Origin of the sequence: Haloferula sp. (assembly GCF_049672945.1) — a bacterium.
Taxonomy (GTDB): Bacteria; Verrucomicrobiota; Verrucomicrobiia; order Verrucomicrobiales; family Akkermansiaceae; genus Haloferula.
Map to the genome: position 1 here is coordinate 23,270 of NZ_JBATWY010000013.1, position 16,022 is coordinate 39,291.

General features: G+C 58.9%; 12 protein-coding genes. 10 read left to right on the forward strand and 2 right to left on the reverse strand.

The features are described from left to right. Nucleotides 1-160 precede the first annotated feature (160 nt). A complete protein-coding gene (locus WBG04_RS01215) occupies nt 161-4,012 on the forward strand; it encodes a matrixin family metalloprotease (RefSeq protein WP_424312515.1) in 3,852 nt (1,283 codons plus the stop codon). Nucleotides 4,013-4,019: 7 nt separating this feature from the next. Here WBG04_RS01215 and WBG04_RS01220 read toward each other — a convergent pair whose 3' ends face one another. Together WBG04_RS01220 and WBG04_RS01225 are read right to left on the reverse strand one after the other, a co-directional pair. Beyond that, a complete protein-coding gene (locus WBG04_RS01220; protein ID WP_424312516.1) occupies nt 4,020-5,312 on the reverse strand; it encodes a hypothetical protein in 1,293 nt (430 codons plus the stop codon). A 23-nt stretch (nt 5,313-5,335) separates the two neighbouring features. After that, on the reverse strand, nt 5,336-6,598 hold the full coding sequence (locus WBG04_RS01225; protein ID WP_424312517.1) for a hypothetical protein: 1,263 nt from the start codon (nt 6,596-6,598) through the stop codon (nt 5,336-5,338). Between the two features lie 309 nt (nt 6,599-6,907). Here WBG04_RS01225 and WBG04_RS01230 point away from each other — a divergent pair, with 309 nt between their 5' ends. From WBG04_RS01230 to sufB, 9 genes are all read left to right on the forward strand, one after another. After that, nucleotides 6,908-7,807 (forward strand): hypothetical protein, encoded by a 900-nt coding sequence (locus WBG04_RS01230; RefSeq protein WP_424312518.1) that lies wholly within the window; start codon nt 6,908-6,910, stop codon nt 7,805-7,807. Beyond that, entirely contained in the window at nt 7,800-8,246 is a 447-nt protein-coding gene (locus WBG04_RS01235; protein WP_424312519.1) for a hypothetical protein, read from the forward strand. Before WBG04_RS01230 ends, WBG04_RS01235 begins: the two co-directional genes overlap by 8 nt. 142 nt (nt 8,247-8,388) lie before the next feature. Further along, nucleotides 8,389-9,003, forward strand: coding sequence for a hypothetical protein (locus tag WBG04_RS01240; RefSeq protein WP_424312520.1), 615 nt, complete (start codon nt 8,389-8,391; stop codon nt 9,001-9,003). Then, nucleotides 9,003-11,051 (forward strand): TonB-dependent receptor, encoded by a 2,049-nt coding sequence (locus tag WBG04_RS01245; RefSeq protein ID WP_424312521.1) that lies wholly within the window; start codon nt 9,003-9,005, stop codon nt 11,049-11,051. Before WBG04_RS01240 ends, WBG04_RS01245 begins: the two co-directional genes overlap by 1 nt. Before the next feature lie 332 nt (nt 11,052-11,383). Then, nucleotides 11,384-11,836: a hypothetical protein gene (locus WBG04_RS01250; RefSeq protein WP_424312522.1), complete on the forward strand. Its 453-nt coding sequence runs from the start codon at nt 11,384-11,386 to the stop codon at nt 11,834-11,836. A 166-nt stretch (nt 11,837-12,002) separates the two neighbouring features. Beyond that, complete coding sequence (locus tag WBG04_RS01255; RefSeq protein WP_424312523.1) at nt 12,003-13,457, forward strand: PQQ-dependent sugar dehydrogenase; 1,455 nt, start codon at nt 12,003-12,005, stop codon at nt 13,455-13,457. Between the two features lie 282 nt (nt 13,458-13,739). Beyond that, nucleotides 13,740-14,171, forward strand: coding sequence for a Fur family transcriptional regulator (locus tag WBG04_RS01260; RefSeq protein ID WP_424312524.1), 432 nt, complete (start codon nt 13,740-13,742; stop codon nt 14,169-14,171). Between the two features lie 51 nt (nt 14,172-14,222). Continuing rightward, nucleotides 14,223-14,975, forward strand: coding sequence for a Fe-S cluster assembly ATPase SufC (gene sufC, locus WBG04_RS01265; protein ID WP_424312525.1), 753 nt, complete (start codon nt 14,223-14,225; stop codon nt 14,973-14,975). Nucleotides 14,976-15,037: 62 nt separating this feature from the next. Further along, on the forward strand, nt 15,038-16,022 hold a 985-nt coding region (gene sufB, locus WBG04_RS01270), incomplete at its 3' end, for a Fe-S cluster assembly protein SufB (protein ID WP_424312526.1).

Here is a 16,022-nt window from a genome sequence, read left to right on the forward strand (position 1 = left end):
ATATTGTTATCTAAAATTTTTAGATTTCCCAACCAATCGAAGCCTGCTAACGATCCCACCTTGACGAGTGCGGCTCCGGCCGTTCTTTACGAGTTACTGTTCCCCCCGGCCACTAACACCCAAGGGCATCCGACGGATGCCGTGCCATAGAACAGCCCTCATGAACCTTCGCTCCCTCGCAAGTCTTACACTGCCGACACTCGTTCTCGCAGGGCTTATCTCGCTTTTTTTCAATAAATCCGGGGTGCCAAGGGCTGAACCTCGCCAAGCACCCGTCCGACAGTCCACTGAACCTGCCCGCGGGACCGGCAACTTGGAAGCGGGAACGCCCTCGCGGCCTCGGCCGGACACGCAATCCAGAACCACTCGCCCAAGATCGGCCTTCGAGCCCGTCGACGGAAGCGCTGGCAGCATCCGACCTACCGCAGCCCTTGGCCTGCCGAAGACTGAAAAGGCCATCGCCGCCGCCTTTCAGAAAGCCGTCGGACCCGCCCTCCTCCGAGCCCTTCCGGAAGAACGTGCCGAACAGATTTATCGCCATTTCAAAGATCGTATCAACGCCCCCACCGAGCCTTATACCTACCTCTGCTGGGCGGAATCCGCCCCGATGGCCGTCGTGGAAGCCTCCCACCTCGCAGAAACGGCGGCCAAGCAGTTGATTGCTGCGGAATTTTCCACTCAGGCCTTCCAGTCCCTCGGCAACAGTCGATGGACCTTCACCGCCACGGACGGCAGCACCGGCGCCAACGGCGACCCCATCACCCTCACCTGGAGTTTTGCTCCAGACGGCACGCTTACCGACGAAGGCGACCCGAGTGACCTCATCGCCCGGCTTGCCGTGATCTACGCCTCACAGGGCGCCAACACCACCGATCCGCCCGATCAGCAGCCATGGTTCACCGTCTTCGAGACCGCCATCGAAAATCTCGGTTTGGAAACCGGCCTCACCTTTGTCTATGAGCCGAACGATGACGGAGCGGATATGGCCAACAACAGAGATGGCATCATCGGTACCCGCGGTGATCTCAGGATTCTTGGTGCGCCCATTGACGGCAATTTCAACGTCCTCGCCTACAACTACTCGCCCGGCTACGGCGACATGGTGATCGATACCAATGACTCCTACATTTCCAATATTTCCAACAACTCCCTCCGACTTCGAAATATCGTCAGCCATGAAGTCGGTCACGGGCTTGGCCTCGCCCACGTCTGTCCGATCGACAATACCAAGCTCATGGAACCCTTCATCAACCTCGGCTTCACCGGTGCCCAGTTCGACGAAGTCTTCTCGCTCCAGCGCAAATACGGCGATCACTTCGAAAAACTCGCCGCGAGCGAAAACAACGACTCCCCGGCCACCGCCACGCCCCTGGCACTGGTCACCGGTACGGCATTCATCGTAGACGAGCGGCTCAGCATCGACGACAACAGCGACAGCGATTTCTTCGAAGTAAGCGTCGCGGCCGGGCAATCCCTCACCGTCACCGTCACACCCACCAGCGAGTCCTATCTCGAAGGCGGGCAGAACCAGGACGGCTCTTGCGGAGGCGACACCCTTTACGACTTCTCCCTCTTCCACGACCTGGCGCTCGAGATCCTCGACACCGATGGCACCACCCCGCTCGCCACCCGGAACCTTCAAGGGCCCGGTATTCCCGAGGTCATCAATTATAATTTCAGTGCTGCCGGTACCTACTTCGTCCGCGTCGCCGGAGACAGCACCAACAACACCCAGGTTTACTCGCTCGAACTCACCCGCTTCGATCCTGTCACCAATCTCTCCCTCTCTCCCATCGACCTCATCATGGATGAAGCAGACAGTGGCAACACCGCCAGCTTCACGGTTCAATCGTCGACGCCTGCCACCTCCGAGATCACCGTTTTGTTCACCACGTCGGGCACCGGTTCAGCCAGCGACGTGACTGAACCCTTGACCGCCACCATTCCCATCGGCGCCAGCAGCTCGGACCCCGTTGTCCTCTCCGCGGTTTCCGACCTCATTGTCGAGGGAAGCGAAACCCTTTCCCTCTCAATCCCCCAGTACACCTCCGGCGCCGTCCCTTACGGTCTGGGCAGCCCCGGGACCCTGGACATCGAGATCCTCGATGCACCGGCTCCCGAAGTGACACTCGTTTCTTCGGACCTCATCATGGATGAAGCAGACGGCCTGAACACCGCGAGCCTGACGCTCAACTCCTCATTCGCGACCTCCTATCCGATCACCGTCACGCTTTCACCCAGCGGATCTGCCGAAGCCAGTGACTTCTCCGGCTCCCTGAGTGCCACCATTCCGGCCGGACTAACCGCCTCCGACCCGATTGTCCTCAGCGCCGTCTCCGATCTGGAAATCGAAGGCACGGAAACCTTGACACTCACCGTTCCCGCCCAAACTCCCGGTGTCGCTCCCTACGAGCTGGGCAGCCCTTCAGCTCTCAATGTCGAGATCATCGACAGGGTCGCTCCAAGCCTCTCGGTGACCGCCACCACCATTGTTCAAGAGAGCTTCTCCGAACAAAACGGCGCTGCCGATCCCGGTGAAACCGTTGTTGTCGAAATCACGCTTGGGAACGACGGCACGGCCGGCACCACACTCGTTGATGCTACTCTAACAGGGCCTGTTGGCTTTACTGCCTTCGAAGGCGATGCCACCTATTCGGAGATCGCCACATCTGCGAGTCAGGCAGCAACCTTCACCTTTGCCCTCAGTGGCGATTGCGGTGAAACCATCGAGCTCTCACTCGCGGTAAGCGATGAAAGTGGCTACGCCGAAGTCTTTCCAATCAGCATGCTGCTCGGAAAACTCAGCCCTAATCAAGTCGAGGACTTTGAGCACGGAGGAAGCCTGCCCGCAGGTTGGTCCACTTCCAGCGACGGCAATGGAATCGATTGGGTTGCCAGCAACACTACGAGTTCTTCAGGAACCTATTCGGCATTTGCTCCAGATGTTTCGAGTCAAGGCACCTCTTTCCTCACCTCTCCAAGCATCGATATCGATTTTGAAGGCGCCACCGTGAGCTTTGATCACGACTTCAATACCGAGAACACCTGGGACGGCGGAGCCCTCGAGATTTCCATCGATGACGGACCCTGGCAGGACATTCTGGACTCTGGTGGCAGCTTCACCGCTGGCGGATATACACCAGGGCAACTGAGGAATACCGACAACTACCTCAGCGGAAGACGGGCGTGGACCGGGGATTCCGGTGGCTTCATCTTCACCTCGCTGAGCCTGCCCGCCGGCCTCATGGGGAGTTCCATCCGTCTGCGCTGGGTGATGGCTTGCGATTCATTTGTCGGAGACGAAGGGTGGTATATCGACAACGTGTCCCTGCCTGTGCCGCTGACCTGCGACACCTCGGGTCCGGCGCTGACCCTCTCCGCATCTGCCTTGGAACTCTCTGAAGACGACCCCTCGCAGACCATTGAGATCGTCGTTTCGTGCGACCCGCTGCTACCCACCCTCAAGCCCGAGACCTACAACTTCGAAGTATCCGGAAGTGCCGATCTGAGCGACATCAGCAGTCTCGACTCAAGCCCCATCCCTGCGGGGGAGAGTTCGATATCCGTCGTCATCAACGCAGTGAAAGACGAACTCATCGAAGGCCCCGAAACTCTTTTCTTGGGCCTCTCCACGACTGTAGAAACAACCGAGATCAGCATCGCTGATACCGCCTACGCGACTTGGGCATTCGCTCTCGGTGCCGGCGGGAACAATCTCTTTGCCGAGGACTTCGATGAGGATGGCTCCATCAACATCGAGGAGTTTGTCTTCGGCACCAGCGGCGATGACCCCACGAGCAAACCTGACAAGCAGCCGATTCTCGATGGCGATATGGTCAGGATTCCCAAACCTGACGAAGCGCCCCCCGGCAGCCCGACGGTCATCCTCGAACTCTCAACCAACCTCGTTGATTGGTCTTCGGACGATGTGGTGGTCGGCCCCGAGTTCTTCGAATTCCCGCTGAGCGAGGCCCAGACCTTCTACCGCTTCGGTTTTGTGGCCGCACCCTGATCGGGTCTTAGTCCAGTCCCTGCTCGGTCGCAAAAGCTGCCGCAGCCGCTTCGTCCTTTTTCTTCCACTCCGCGTGGATCCTCTTGATCACCTGGTCGCGGTCTTTGCCACTCGGTAAGGTCAGCGCCCACTGTGCCGCAGCCTCCGGTTCGTAAGGTGCCACCGTTTCCGCATAGGATTTGACAGCAGCCTGCTTGGTCGGTCCATCCTCCGCATCATTCAGCCAGGTTCCAGCCGCTTGGAAATCATTACGGGTCCAGTCACCCATCAAGCGCGTCGTCCGCTCCTTGACCTCATCACCCGAATAAGCCTCACCCATCCAATCCAGCCACTTCCCGGTGTCCTTCTGAGTCTGATGATAGTTCAATCCCTCGCCAAAAACCTTCAATTCCTTATCGCTCAGGTTCGCCTCATTCAGCCATTCCACCGAGGCCTCATAGCCATCTTGGGTCACTTGCTGACCCAACGATCTCAGAACTTCCTGTTTGAGATCCTTCCCATCCGCCAACCCGCGCAGGGACTCCAACAAACGCAAACGCTCTTCCGAAGTGCTGGCGGCCCGCGCAATCCCATTCGCCGCACTGCCGCTATGCTCCATTTTCAACTCTTCCATCAGCTGAATCGCCATCGCCGGATCCTGTCGAGCTGCCCCGGCGATCACCGCGGCCTTGGTGTCATCCGTCACGAGGTCGGGGTTCTTTTCCCCGTTTTCGCGGATCCAATCCATGGCCGCAAAGGGATCCCTCTCAGCCAAACGTGAAAGCGAAGACGAGACCACGTGCTTCCCCATCCCGTCCATGCCCAGCAGTTCCGAGGACTCGGTATAAAGCGCAAGAGCCGCCTCCGGGCTCTCATTGGCTAGCATCATGATGGAGAAGCCAACGATCCCCTGGCGCATCTCCTCGTCGATCTCCGTGCTCCCCTTGAGCTCTGCGACCAAGTCCTTCAGCTGCTTCGCATCCAGATCGAGGAAGCGCTTCATGACCTGCATGACCTCTTTCTGAAACTCCTCGTCGTTCTCCCCCCCATTCTTCTCCCGCTCTTTCATCTTCTTTGCGAAAGCAATGATTTCCGCCGCAAAGGCCATCGTCTCCGCCTCGCGATCTGCATGCGCCCGGCTTAGCGGGCCTCTCACCAACTCCCCGCCTTCCCCCATATTGATCGCCATGCCCAAACCCTCCGCCTCCTCAACCACCCGTTGATGCTCGACCCGGAGCTGCGAAAGCTCCCGATGACTCCTCCAACCAAAGACCAGAGCAGCCGCAAGAATCAGCAGAGAAATGAGAATGGAGACCTTCATGTCATGACTTTCTGGAACAACCCCTACTGCTCGAACTTCTTGATCAACTCCGCGCGCTTCGCCTCGTCACCCACGCGCTCTGCCAAGGAACGGGAAAGCTCCACCGATTCCCCTCTAAGCTGACTATTGGTCAGAAATGAAACGATCAGATCGTCTCCCGCACCCTCTGCATGCAACTCCTCGACGATCTTTACCCGGCCCTCGAAGGTCGATTTCTCGCCCCACACATTGGCCAACGACTTCCCGGTGATCGCATCGACCTGATCCGGTGATTGCACCATCGCCCATGCCCTCATTTCATCCACCGCTTCCCGATCGACCTTTCCTTCCCCACCAAGCGTCTGGATCCGGTGCCTCGCCGCTTCGCTGACGATCGCCTCCTTCTCCGCATCGCTCGCTCCGATGTCCGAGATGAAGCCGTCGACCTTTTCAAACTCACCGACTCTCATCAACGAAGAGACCGTCTGGCGGTAGGCTTCACCGCGCTCATCCTCCGCCACTGCCGACCTCACCAGCTGCGCAAAGGCTTGGTGATCCTCCTCCTTCAACGAAGAGAACGCCCCCTGCTGGAAAAGCTGTTTGCGTTGATCCTCCGGCAAACCCTCAACCCGCTTTAGCGCCGCTGCCGGATCGCTCGAAAGCAGACTCCCGACCGTCGTGGCTTCGAAACGCAGCCGACTCGCACTCCTCCCGTCGAGTGCTTTGCTATCGAACGTCCCCTTCACAATTTCCGCATCAAACCACGCCATCGCCACCTCCGGGTCCTTCTCCTGCCATTGCTTGAACGCGTTCGACAACTGCCAGGTCATGCCACCTTGCGGATCGTTGATGCGGTCAAGATAGCGATCCAAAACCGCCTTGGGATCCTTGTTCACCAGCATCCCCACCAGCAACCCATCCAAAGCCTCGCGAACCTCCTTGCTCAGATCCAAGGCATCGATCTTCGCAAGCTCCGCGAGCAACTCATCGCCACTCAATTCCATCAGCGAGGTTTGAAGCTCCATCATCGCCCGCATGTCGGCCATCCGACCATGCTGACCCTCGGCCATTTTCGCCCCGAGGTCCTTCCAATCGATCTCGCCGTCGGCCGACTCCTTCTGTTCCTTCATCCGCATCGCCAACGACGAATCGCCACCGAAGTTCATCCCCGCCCGCACCGTCTTCATCCTCTCGCGAATCACTTCCGTCTCACTCCTGAGGTCACGAATCTGCGAGCGTTGGCTGCCAAGCCAGACACCGGCAATCGCCAAGGCAACCAATGGAGGGATCCAATTTCGAACATTCATCGATTCGCGTGAGATCAAACCTATCCAATCGCCCCAACCCGGTCCAATCCATTCACCAGTGGATCTTATAACGGGAGCCGACACCGACCACTCGAGGGGATCACCAGTCTTCCGCCACCCAGCGTCGGAACTGCGGAAACGCTTCTCAAACCGGTCCCTACCGATCACATAGGAACTCATCAATCCCTTGCGCAGCAGCCTGAAAGTTGGAATTCGATCCGATTGGGAACTTCTTTCTCGTCCAGGAGTGTCTTTCCCCACCCACCGGCTTGCGCTTCGCCCCCTCGTTCCTCAATCTTCTCCGCATCCATGAAGCCTCAATACGTTATCGCCCTCGTCGTGGTCGCCGTTCTCGCCACTGTGGTAATCGAGGAGACCCGGATCTCAAAAATGCGTGCGGAAATCATCCGCCTGCAAGCCCTCCCTGACAGCCGCCCGGCTCCCGAACCCGAACCCGCGGAACCTGCGGTGGAAATACCGCCATCCCCCGAACCTTCGATCGAGCCGACACCCGAGGTCGCCCCCGCTCCAGCCGCCACGCTCGGCCGGGTAATTCCCAAAGACTTTCCCGACCCCGACGATGCCACGATCAAGAGACTCGCCGTCGATCCCTACTCGGACTTCGCCTACGAGATCGGCCTCAACAATCGCGAGCGCGCCTACCTCGACGAACTGCTCGCACAACGAACCAGAGCCTTGCAGGAGACTGCCGCCAAATGGATGGCCGCCGACTCGTCCGGCCGGGATGATCTCGAAGATGACATCACGCTGATCATTGCCAACAGCGACGACCAGATCGCGACCTTTCTCAACAACGAGCAGGACGCGAAGGCCTTCGCAAATTACCACGCGATGCAACCGGAGCGCGAACAATTGACCGCCATGGCCGCCGATCTTGATGCCGCCGGGGCCACCCTTGAAATCGAGAAAGAAAAACAACTCATCGAAGCCCTCTATCAGGCCCGCGTCGGCACCGGCTCGCTCGATTGGAATTCCACCGCCGGACTGATCGCCCTCGATGAAGGAGGCACGCTTGAACAATTCGAGACAGAATGGACCGCTCAAGGAAACGCGCTCAAAGGTCTCCTCCCGAAATTCCTCTCCGAAACCGAAATGACCGCCGTGCTCTTGAGTCGCGAGCAACGGAAAGCCGAAATGATCGCTTCCCTCGAGCTCGTGATCGAAGCCATCAACGGAGGAGGTGAATAGGCCGCCCCTCCAATCCCAAAGGCGCAACCAAATCGGCTTTGGGCTGATGCTGCTCGGCGTCGCCGTCTTCATCGCGTTTCACTTTGTCTCCAGCAGGAGCTTCGTCGGCTGGAAGGCATGGCTGGAATTCTATGATGAGACTCGTTCGGGCCGACTTCTGAAGGACCAAACCGGATTGTTGATCTACAGCGGTTTCATCACTCTGAGCCTGGTCGTCATTGGTTGTCCAAGCGGCATCCATTGGCTCCGACGCAGTCGATTGTTAAAGTGGGTGCTGGTCGTCATGACCCTGCTATCCGCAGGCACGATCTGGTATTTTATTCTCCGGTATGGCTCAAACTCCGTGCTCCTGACCCTGGCCACCGCTCCCACCCTCACCCTGGCGGGCCTCCTTTGCCTGAAGCCCGAGCCACCCCCATCGCCACCCGGTCACTCCTAATCTCGCCAGCCAAGGTCGGGCGGGAAACGGGGTCGCCGCTGTGTCATTTTTCGCAAGCCACGAGGGTCAAAGCAGCTTGAAGACCCGGCTGGAGGACTTCCGCCTTGTCCACCGGCCCCTCCTCCCCTAACTCCAAGCCCACATGGATCCGTCCCAGGCAATGCACAGCTACGAAAAGCTCCCGCTCTTCGGCACCGGCCTCGTGCTTGGACTGTGGCTCGTCGGGCTCCACATCCTGATGCTGGTGAAGGCCGAGACCGTCCAGACCTTCCTCAAGAAGTTCCCAAGGAACCAGCAACTCGGCCAGATCCTCCTCGGAATCGGCATGATCTGGTTCTGGCTGCTCGTCCAACCGACCGGCAAGGGCGCACTCAACTCACTCGCCATGGAGCTCGGTGAATTCGACAAGCTCAAACCTTTCCTGCGCATTGCTGTCCCGGTTTCCATCATCCTCGTCGCCCTGGCGGTGAAGGAATTCCTCGCCGTTCGCGCCCTCGGCCTGCTCGGCCTGATGGTGGCCGCCCCGCTACTCGCCGCCGCCTACCTTGAAGACCCCACCAGTCGCCTGCTGATTCCGATCTTTGCCTACATCCTGATCATCAAGTCCCTCTACTGGGTCGGCATGCCCTACCTCTTCCGCGACTCGGTTCAGTGGGCCACCGCGAATCAAGGCCGCTGGAAAATGCTCTGCTTCGGTGGCCTCGCCTACGGCATCGCCGTGCTCGCCTGCGCACTCCTCTTCTGGAGAGGCCTCTGATGAATAGCGCGACCCGTGTCGCCCTTGTTCTCGGACTCGCCTGCCCGGCAGTCGCGGAGGAAGACAACTCGCTTCCCGAAACCATCGTCCTCGCCGAACGCCGCGAGCCGAAAGCCATCACGTCAGCCATTTGGAACGCCGAGGAAATCACCGAGTTCTCACCCCGTTCGATCGACGAAATCCTCTCCAACGATCCCTCATTTTCCCTCTACCGACGCCAGCCCGCCACGCTCTCCAACCCCACGGCGGCCGGTGTCAGCCTGCGCAATATCGGCGCCACCGCCGCCTCGAGGACGCTCGTTCTACGCGACGGCATCCCGCAGAACGATCCCTTCGGCGGCTGGATCAACTGGACACGCTACGAACCCTCCGCGCTCCAGTCCGCGGCCATCATTCCCGCCGCCGAATCAGCCGTTTGGGGAAACCTCAGCCCAGCCGGCAGCATCCGCCTGACCCAGCGGGAAATCATCGGCGACCACCACCTGCTCCGCCTCACCGGCGGCACTCAGGACTCCATCGGCGGAGCCACTTCCCACGAAATGATCTCCGACGACGGCTTGCTCGGTGTCGGCCTCAATCTCTTCGCCTTCCACACCGATGGCTTCTACGCGATCCCCGCCTGGCAACGCGGCCCCATCGATCAACGTCTCAGCCTCGATTACTCGGGAGCCGACCTTCGCTTCCGCTGGAAGGCATCGGATTACCTCATCATCGAGCCAAGTTTTTCATTCTACGATGAACGTCGTAACAATGGAACGCCAGTGACCGGCAACAAGACCGAAGCACTCGACTTCTCCCTGCGCATCACTGCCGATCACGGCGACTCATCGTGGCAAGCCCTGACCTACTACCAACGCCGTCGCTTCGCCTCCGTTTTCAGCTCGGTCGATGCCACCCGCACCAGCGAACGTGTCGCCCTCAACCAGTTTCACGTCCCAGGTGAAGGCCTCGGGGGGGCACTCATTCATCGCCGCACCGTCAACGACTCACTCACCTTCAGTGCAGGCGCGGACTTCCGGCTCCTTTCGGGAGAGACCAACGAAGACGCAGGAATTTTCCGCCGTCGGCGGGCCGGAGGCGATCAGGAATTCGTCGGCATCTTCTCCACCCTCGGCTGGGAAACGACAGACACCACCCGCCTGAACGCAAGCATCCGGCTCGACCGCTGGGCCTTCACGGACGGCAGCCGCATTGAAAACTCCCTCATCAGCGGCGCCACCCTGCGCCAGGACATCTTTCCTGATCGCGAAGGCTGGGAACCCTCCGCCTCGCTTTCCCTGGAGCGCCCGCTCACGGATTCCCTCGACGCGCGGATCTCCGCCGGCACCAGCTTCCGAGCCCCCACCATCAACGAGCTCTACCGCCCCTTCCGTGTCCAAAACGACATCACCGAAGCGAACGCCGCACTCGAAGCCGAGCGCTTCTACAGCATCGAAGCCGGACTCGAATGGCGACCAAACGATTGCCTGACCCTCGGTCTCGATTTCTTCAACCACTGGATCCACGACGCGATCGCCAACGTCCCCATCACCGACCCCGCACAGATCGCCGCGATCTTCGGCACCCTCCCACCCGGCGGCACCGGCAGCCAACGACAGAACGTCGACGAAGCCCGTGTCCTCGGACTCCAAGGCAGCGTCGACTGGCAGCCGAGCGAATTTTGGGGTCTCCGATTCGACGGGCTCTGGACCGAAACCGAGTTTACTTCCTCACCCGCCCAACCCCTTCTCGACGGCCAACCCTTCCCTCAGAGTCCGGACCTCCGACTGGTCGCTTCGGCAAACATCCAACCCCGCGAAGACCTCAGCTTCTTCGCCGATTTTGAATTCGCCAGTCACCTCTTCGACGACGCCCTCTCGGCCCGCCGCATTCCCAGCTACTGGACATGCCGTATCGGCGGCAGCTGGCAGGCCACCGAAACCCTTTCCATCCACGCCCGCATCGAGAACCTCTTCGACAGCGAAATCCCGACCGGCCTGGCCTCAAACGGTATCCAATCCATCGGACAACCCCGCGCCTTCTGGTTGACCACGGAGTGGCGGTTTTGAATAGGCCGTGGACTGCTGCAGCCCGCTGCCGCTGTCCGTGAGACAGCCCTGCTGTCCACGCTCACCAACGGAAGATTCACTCCGCCCCAAAACCCAACTCAAACCGACTCCACCCCTCGCGCGACATGGGCGTCGCACCTGCCAAAAATGTTGGCTTTCCAAGCAACCTGGAACGATCATCTAAGTCGTTGGGATTTTCGGCTCCTTCACGCCAATATCTCCCAACCACATCAGCCTTCGAGGGCCACAATTTCCCCGGACAGCGGGAAATCCAGTTGCAGCACCGCGACGATCTGCTCAAGCTCTTCCCAAGGTCCTATCTTATACACGCCATGATCCACCGCGCCCTCAAATACCTCGTTCTGATTTCCCTCGCCGCCCTCGCCGCCAGCTGCGTTTCCTCCAACACCCTCCAAAGTGAAGAATCGCTCGCCATTTCCTCGGACTTCAAAGTGATCACCCCGACCAAGCCCGCGCAGGAAAAGCAACTCAAGAGCCTTCCGAATGGCAAGCTTTCACGGGTGTCTGTCGGTGGAAAGACCTACTACATCCTTCCTGACCACGCCGCTGGAAATGCCTACATCGGTGGCCCCAAGCAATACGCCAACTACCAGCAACTCGGACAAGCCCGAGCCTATGCAAATGAGGCCAATCAGGACGCCGTCGTCGAAGCAAACCTCGCCAAGGACGCTTACGTCTGGAGTGGCTGGGACGGCTGGGCGGGCTGGGTCAATGACGGCGACGGCGCATTGGCGTCCGAGCGCTCAGCAGTGGGCTGGTATTGATTCGTCCGTTTGACGAGCACAGCTCCGTTGAACTTTCTGAGGCGGAGGCGGATCATTCCGCCACCGCCTCATTTGTTGAAAACTGAGAAGACCCGAATGGACTTACGAAAATCGAACCCGCCAGATTGCGGTTTCTTTCCTCCCCATCTCAATTTATACCATCGACATGAAACGCATCCTGCCCCTTCTGCTTGCACCCATCATTTGCTCCGCGAAGGACGAAGTCCCGGACTACAAAACGATGAACGTCTCGGAAGTCTTCATGAATCTCTGCGCAGGCTGCCACGGCAAGGACATGACCGGTGGCCAGGGCACTTCGCTCGTTGATGGCGAGTGGGATCACGGCGATACGGACAACGCGATCTTCCAAACAATCCTCAAAGGCAATCTCGAACTTGGGATGACTCCATGGGAGGGCATCCTCACCGACAAGCAGATCCGCTCCCTCGTCATCCTCATCCGTGAAAAGGAAAAGGAAGCCATCGCCAACGGCATCAATTTCCCCGAACCCGAAGTCGGTAAGCTTGTCGAAACCGAACTCGAGAATTACCAGATCGAGATGGTCGTCGACGAAGGCCTGAAGATTCCATGGTCGATCTCCTTCCTCCCGGACGGCCGCAAGTTGGTCACCGAGAAGGAAGGTCGCTTGCGCATCGTCAATGCGGACGGGACCCTCGACCCGCAACCCGTCGCAGGCACGCCCGAGGTCATTGTCCACGGTCAGGGCGGCTTGATGGAAGTGGCCGTTCATCCCGACTACGAAACGAACGGCTGGATCTACCTCGCCTACGCCGATGGCTGGCGCGACAAGCCCGACAAGAACAACAAGAAAGACAAGAAGGGCAAGGCCCACGCGATCACCGCAATCGTACGCGGCCGGATCAAGGACCACCAGTGGACCGACCAGGAAGAAATCTGGAAGGCCGACAAGAAATTCTACGGCAGTTCCGGAGTTCACTTCGGCACACGCATCGTCTTCGACAAAGGCTATCTCTATTTCATCGTCGGTGAACGGGGCGGCAACATGGAAGCTCAGGATCTCAAGAATCCGAAGGGCAAGATCTACCGCCTCTTTGACGATGGTACGGAGCCTAAGGACAATCCCTTTTACGGCAAGTCCGGCATCGCCAAAGGCACCTGGACCTACGGCCACCGCAATCCTCAAGGCATGGACCTGGATCCCCGCGACGGCAGCCTTTATGCCACGGAACACGGACCTCGCGGCGGCGATGAGCTCAACTGGATCCGTCCCGGCCTCAACTACGGCTGGCCGGTCATCACCTACGGCATGAACTACAATGGCACGCCGCTGTCCGACCTCACCACCAAGGAAGGCATGGAGCAACCCGTCATCCACTGGACGCCAAGCATCGCGGCCTGTGGCCTCGCTTTCTACAGCGGCGACAAGTTCCCCGCTTGGGAAAACGACCTTTTCGTCGGCGCCCTCAAACAGCAGGAAATCCGCCGCCTTCGCATCAAGGACCGCCAGGTCATGGAGCAGGAAGTTATTCTGAAGAACATCGGTCGCATCCGCGACGTCCGCTCCGGCCCCGATGGTTACCTCTACGTCGTCCTCAACGACCCGGATAAGGTGATTCGCCTCATCCCTGCAAACAATTGATGCCTCAAGGCGGATTTGCCGTCAGCACAAAGATCTGGGATGCGTCTTTCCGCTCGGTAATCACGGGACGACCGCGCTTCCTTGCCAGCACGGGACTGACCTCACGATTCAGGGAAATTAGGCAATTTCCCAAGTAGAGACCAAAGAAGACCTCACAGCAAGACACTCAAAATAGGCAACTTACGAAAATCCCTCCATAATAATTAGAATAATTCTTGCTCTCATTTGGAACCATTCTACTTTCCGGCGCCCTTCACTCGGACCTCCACCCGGACCAAACCCATGATCACAAACGAATCAAGCCTCCATCCTTCGCCAGACGGGGAAATGCCCGCCGAAATTGACGGCCTGCGGATGACCAGGCAGCGCTGGGAAACCTACCGCCTGTTGATGGGTCAGCGTGATCACCCAACCGCCAACGAGGTTTTCATCCGGATCAAGGATCGGCTGCCCAACATCTCGCTGGCCACTGTCTACAACTGCCTCGAAGCCCTCGTGCAGCACGGCATCGTCCGCCAGGTCAATTTCGACCGAGAGCCCTCGCGCTTCTGCCCGAACCTCGCCGAACATGGCCACTTCCACGACCAGCGCTCCGGCTCGATCCGCGACATCGCTTTCAAACCCGGCGTCAACCTCGCCGACGTTCTCGACCTCCCCGAAGGCACCCTCATCACCGACATCGAACTCACCCTCCGCGGCGAACTCCCCTCTTAATTTCCCAATCTCAAGTTTCCAATTTCAAATTTCTAATTTTCTTCAATTACCATGTCCCTAGTAGTCACAGACCTCCACGCTCAACTCGAAGACGGCACCAAGATCCTCAACGGCGTCAACCTTGAGATCCCCACCGGTGAAGTCCACGCCATCATGGGCCCGAATGGCTCCGGCAAGTCCACCCTTTCCAAAGTGATCGCCGGTCACGAAAGCTACAAAGTCACCGCTGGCACCGTCACCATCGACGGCGAGGATGTCCTCGAGATGGGCATCGATGAACGTTCGCGAGCCGGCATCTTCCTCGCCTTCCAATACCCGCATGAAGTCCCCGGCGTTTCCAATGCCAACTTCATCCGCGCCGCCCTCCAGGCCCGCCTGCCAAAAGGCGAGGAGCTCGACGCTGTCGCCTACTACAAGGACCTCTACTCAAAAATGGACCTCCTCGAAATGGACCGCAAATTCACCGCCCGCGCCGTCAACGAAGGCTTCTCCGGTGGTGAGAAAAAGCGCAACGAGATCCTCCAGATGATGATGCTGGATCCGAAGTACTGCATCCTCGACGAAACCGATTCCGGCCTCGACATCGACGCCCTCAAGATCGTCGCCAAAGGCGTCAATGCGATGCGCGCGGAAGATCGCGGCATCCTGATGATCACCCACTACCAGCGCCTGCTCGACTACATCAAACCCGACCACGTGCACGTCATGGCCGAAGGAAAGATCGTTCGCTCCGGCGGTGCTGAACTCGCCCACGAACTCGAAAAGGACGGCTACGAATTCCTCAAAGAAGCCGCCACCGCCTAACAACCTCAATCCCAAATGCCTTCGAATGATCACTTCCAACTGATCACCCGGCACTTCCCACCATGTCCTACGACACCAATACTCTCGACAACGAAACGCAGGAAGCCATCGACATCGATCGCTCCGCCGGTGATTTCTCATTCCCCGAACGTCACAAGTTCGACGCCGGTCGCGGCCTGAGCTCAGCCACCGTCGACTACATCTGCGATGTGAAAAAGGACCCCGACTGGGTTCGCGAGTTCCGTCACAAGGCACTCAAAACCTTCAACGAGAAACCAATGCCCACCAACTGGGCCACGGAGGATCTCAACAACATCGATTTTGACATCATCCGTTACTACCTGTCGGATGGCGAAAGGCCCAAACGTTCGTGGGATGAAGTGCCTCCCGAGGTGCTCGAAACCTTCGAACGTCTCGGCATCCCCGAGCAGGAACGCGCATTCCTCGCCGGTGTCGAAGCCCAGTATGACTCCGAGGCTTCCTATTCGAACATGAAGGAAGAGCTGACCAAGCTCGGTGTGATCTTCGTCACCTCGGCCGAGGGACTCAAGGAACACGAAGAAATCTTCCGCCCCTACTTCGGCAAAGTCATCCCGACCAGTGACAACAAGTTCTCCGCTCTCAACAGCGCGGTCTTCTCCGGCGGCTCCTTCATCTACATCCCGAAAGGGGTGAAGCTGAAGCAACCGCTGCAGGCCTACTTCCGTATCAACTCCGAGAATTTCGGTCAGTTTGAGCGCACCCTCATCATCGCCGATGAAGGCGCAGAAGTGATGTACATGGAAGGTTGCACCGCCCCCAAATTCGAGACCGCCACCCTCCACTCCGCCGTCGTCGAACTCGTCGCCCTGAAAGGCGCGAAGATCCAATACGTCACCGTCCAGAACTGGAGCAGCAACGTCTTCAACCTCGTCACCAAACGCGGCCTCGCCATGGAAGACGCCGAAGTCCGCTGGATCGACTGCAACATCGGCTCCCGCCTCACCATGAAATATCCTGGCGTCATCATGAAGGGCGAGCGCGCCCGAGGCGAAGTCATCTCCATCG

What these genes read in the sequence shown, in the direction of transcription:
- WBG04_RS01215 (WP_424312515.1), top strand. Translation starts at nt 161, where the DNA reads ATGAACCTTCGCTCCCTCGCAAGTCTTACACTGCCGACACTCGTTCTC.
- WBG04_RS01220 (WP_424312516.1), bottom strand. Translation starts at nt 5,312, where the DNA reads ATGAAGGTCTCCATTCTCATTTCTCTGCTGATTCTTGCGGCTGCTCTG.
- WBG04_RS01225 (WP_424312517.1), bottom strand. Translation starts at nt 6,598, where the DNA reads ATGAATGTTCGAAATTGGATCCCTCCATTGGTTGCCTTGGCGATTGCC.
- WBG04_RS01230 (WP_424312518.1), top strand. Translation starts at nt 6,908, where the DNA reads ATGAAGCCTCAATACGTTATCGCCCTCGTCGTGGTCGCCGTTCTCGCC.
- WBG04_RS01240 (WP_424312520.1), top strand. Translation starts at nt 8,389, where the DNA reads ATGGATCCGTCCCAGGCAATGCACAGCTACGAAAAGCTCCCGCTCTTC.
- WBG04_RS01245 (WP_424312521.1), top strand. Translation starts at nt 9,003, where the DNA reads ATGAATAGCGCGACCCGTGTCGCCCTTGTTCTCGGACTCGCCTGCCCG.
- WBG04_RS01250 (WP_424312522.1), top strand. Translation starts at nt 11,384, where the DNA reads ATGATCCACCGCGCCCTCAAATACCTCGTTCTGATTTCCCTCGCCGCC.
- WBG04_RS01255 (WP_424312523.1), top strand. Translation starts at nt 12,003, where the DNA reads ATGAAACGCATCCTGCCCCTTCTGCTTGCACCCATCATTTGCTCCGCG.
- WBG04_RS01260 (WP_424312524.1), top strand. Translation starts at nt 13,740, where the DNA reads ATGATCACAAACGAATCAAGCCTCCATCCTTCGCCAGACGGGGAAATG.
- sufC (WP_424312525.1), top strand. Translation starts at nt 14,223, where the DNA reads ATGTCCCTAGTAGTCACAGACCTCCACGCTCAACTCGAAGACGGCACC.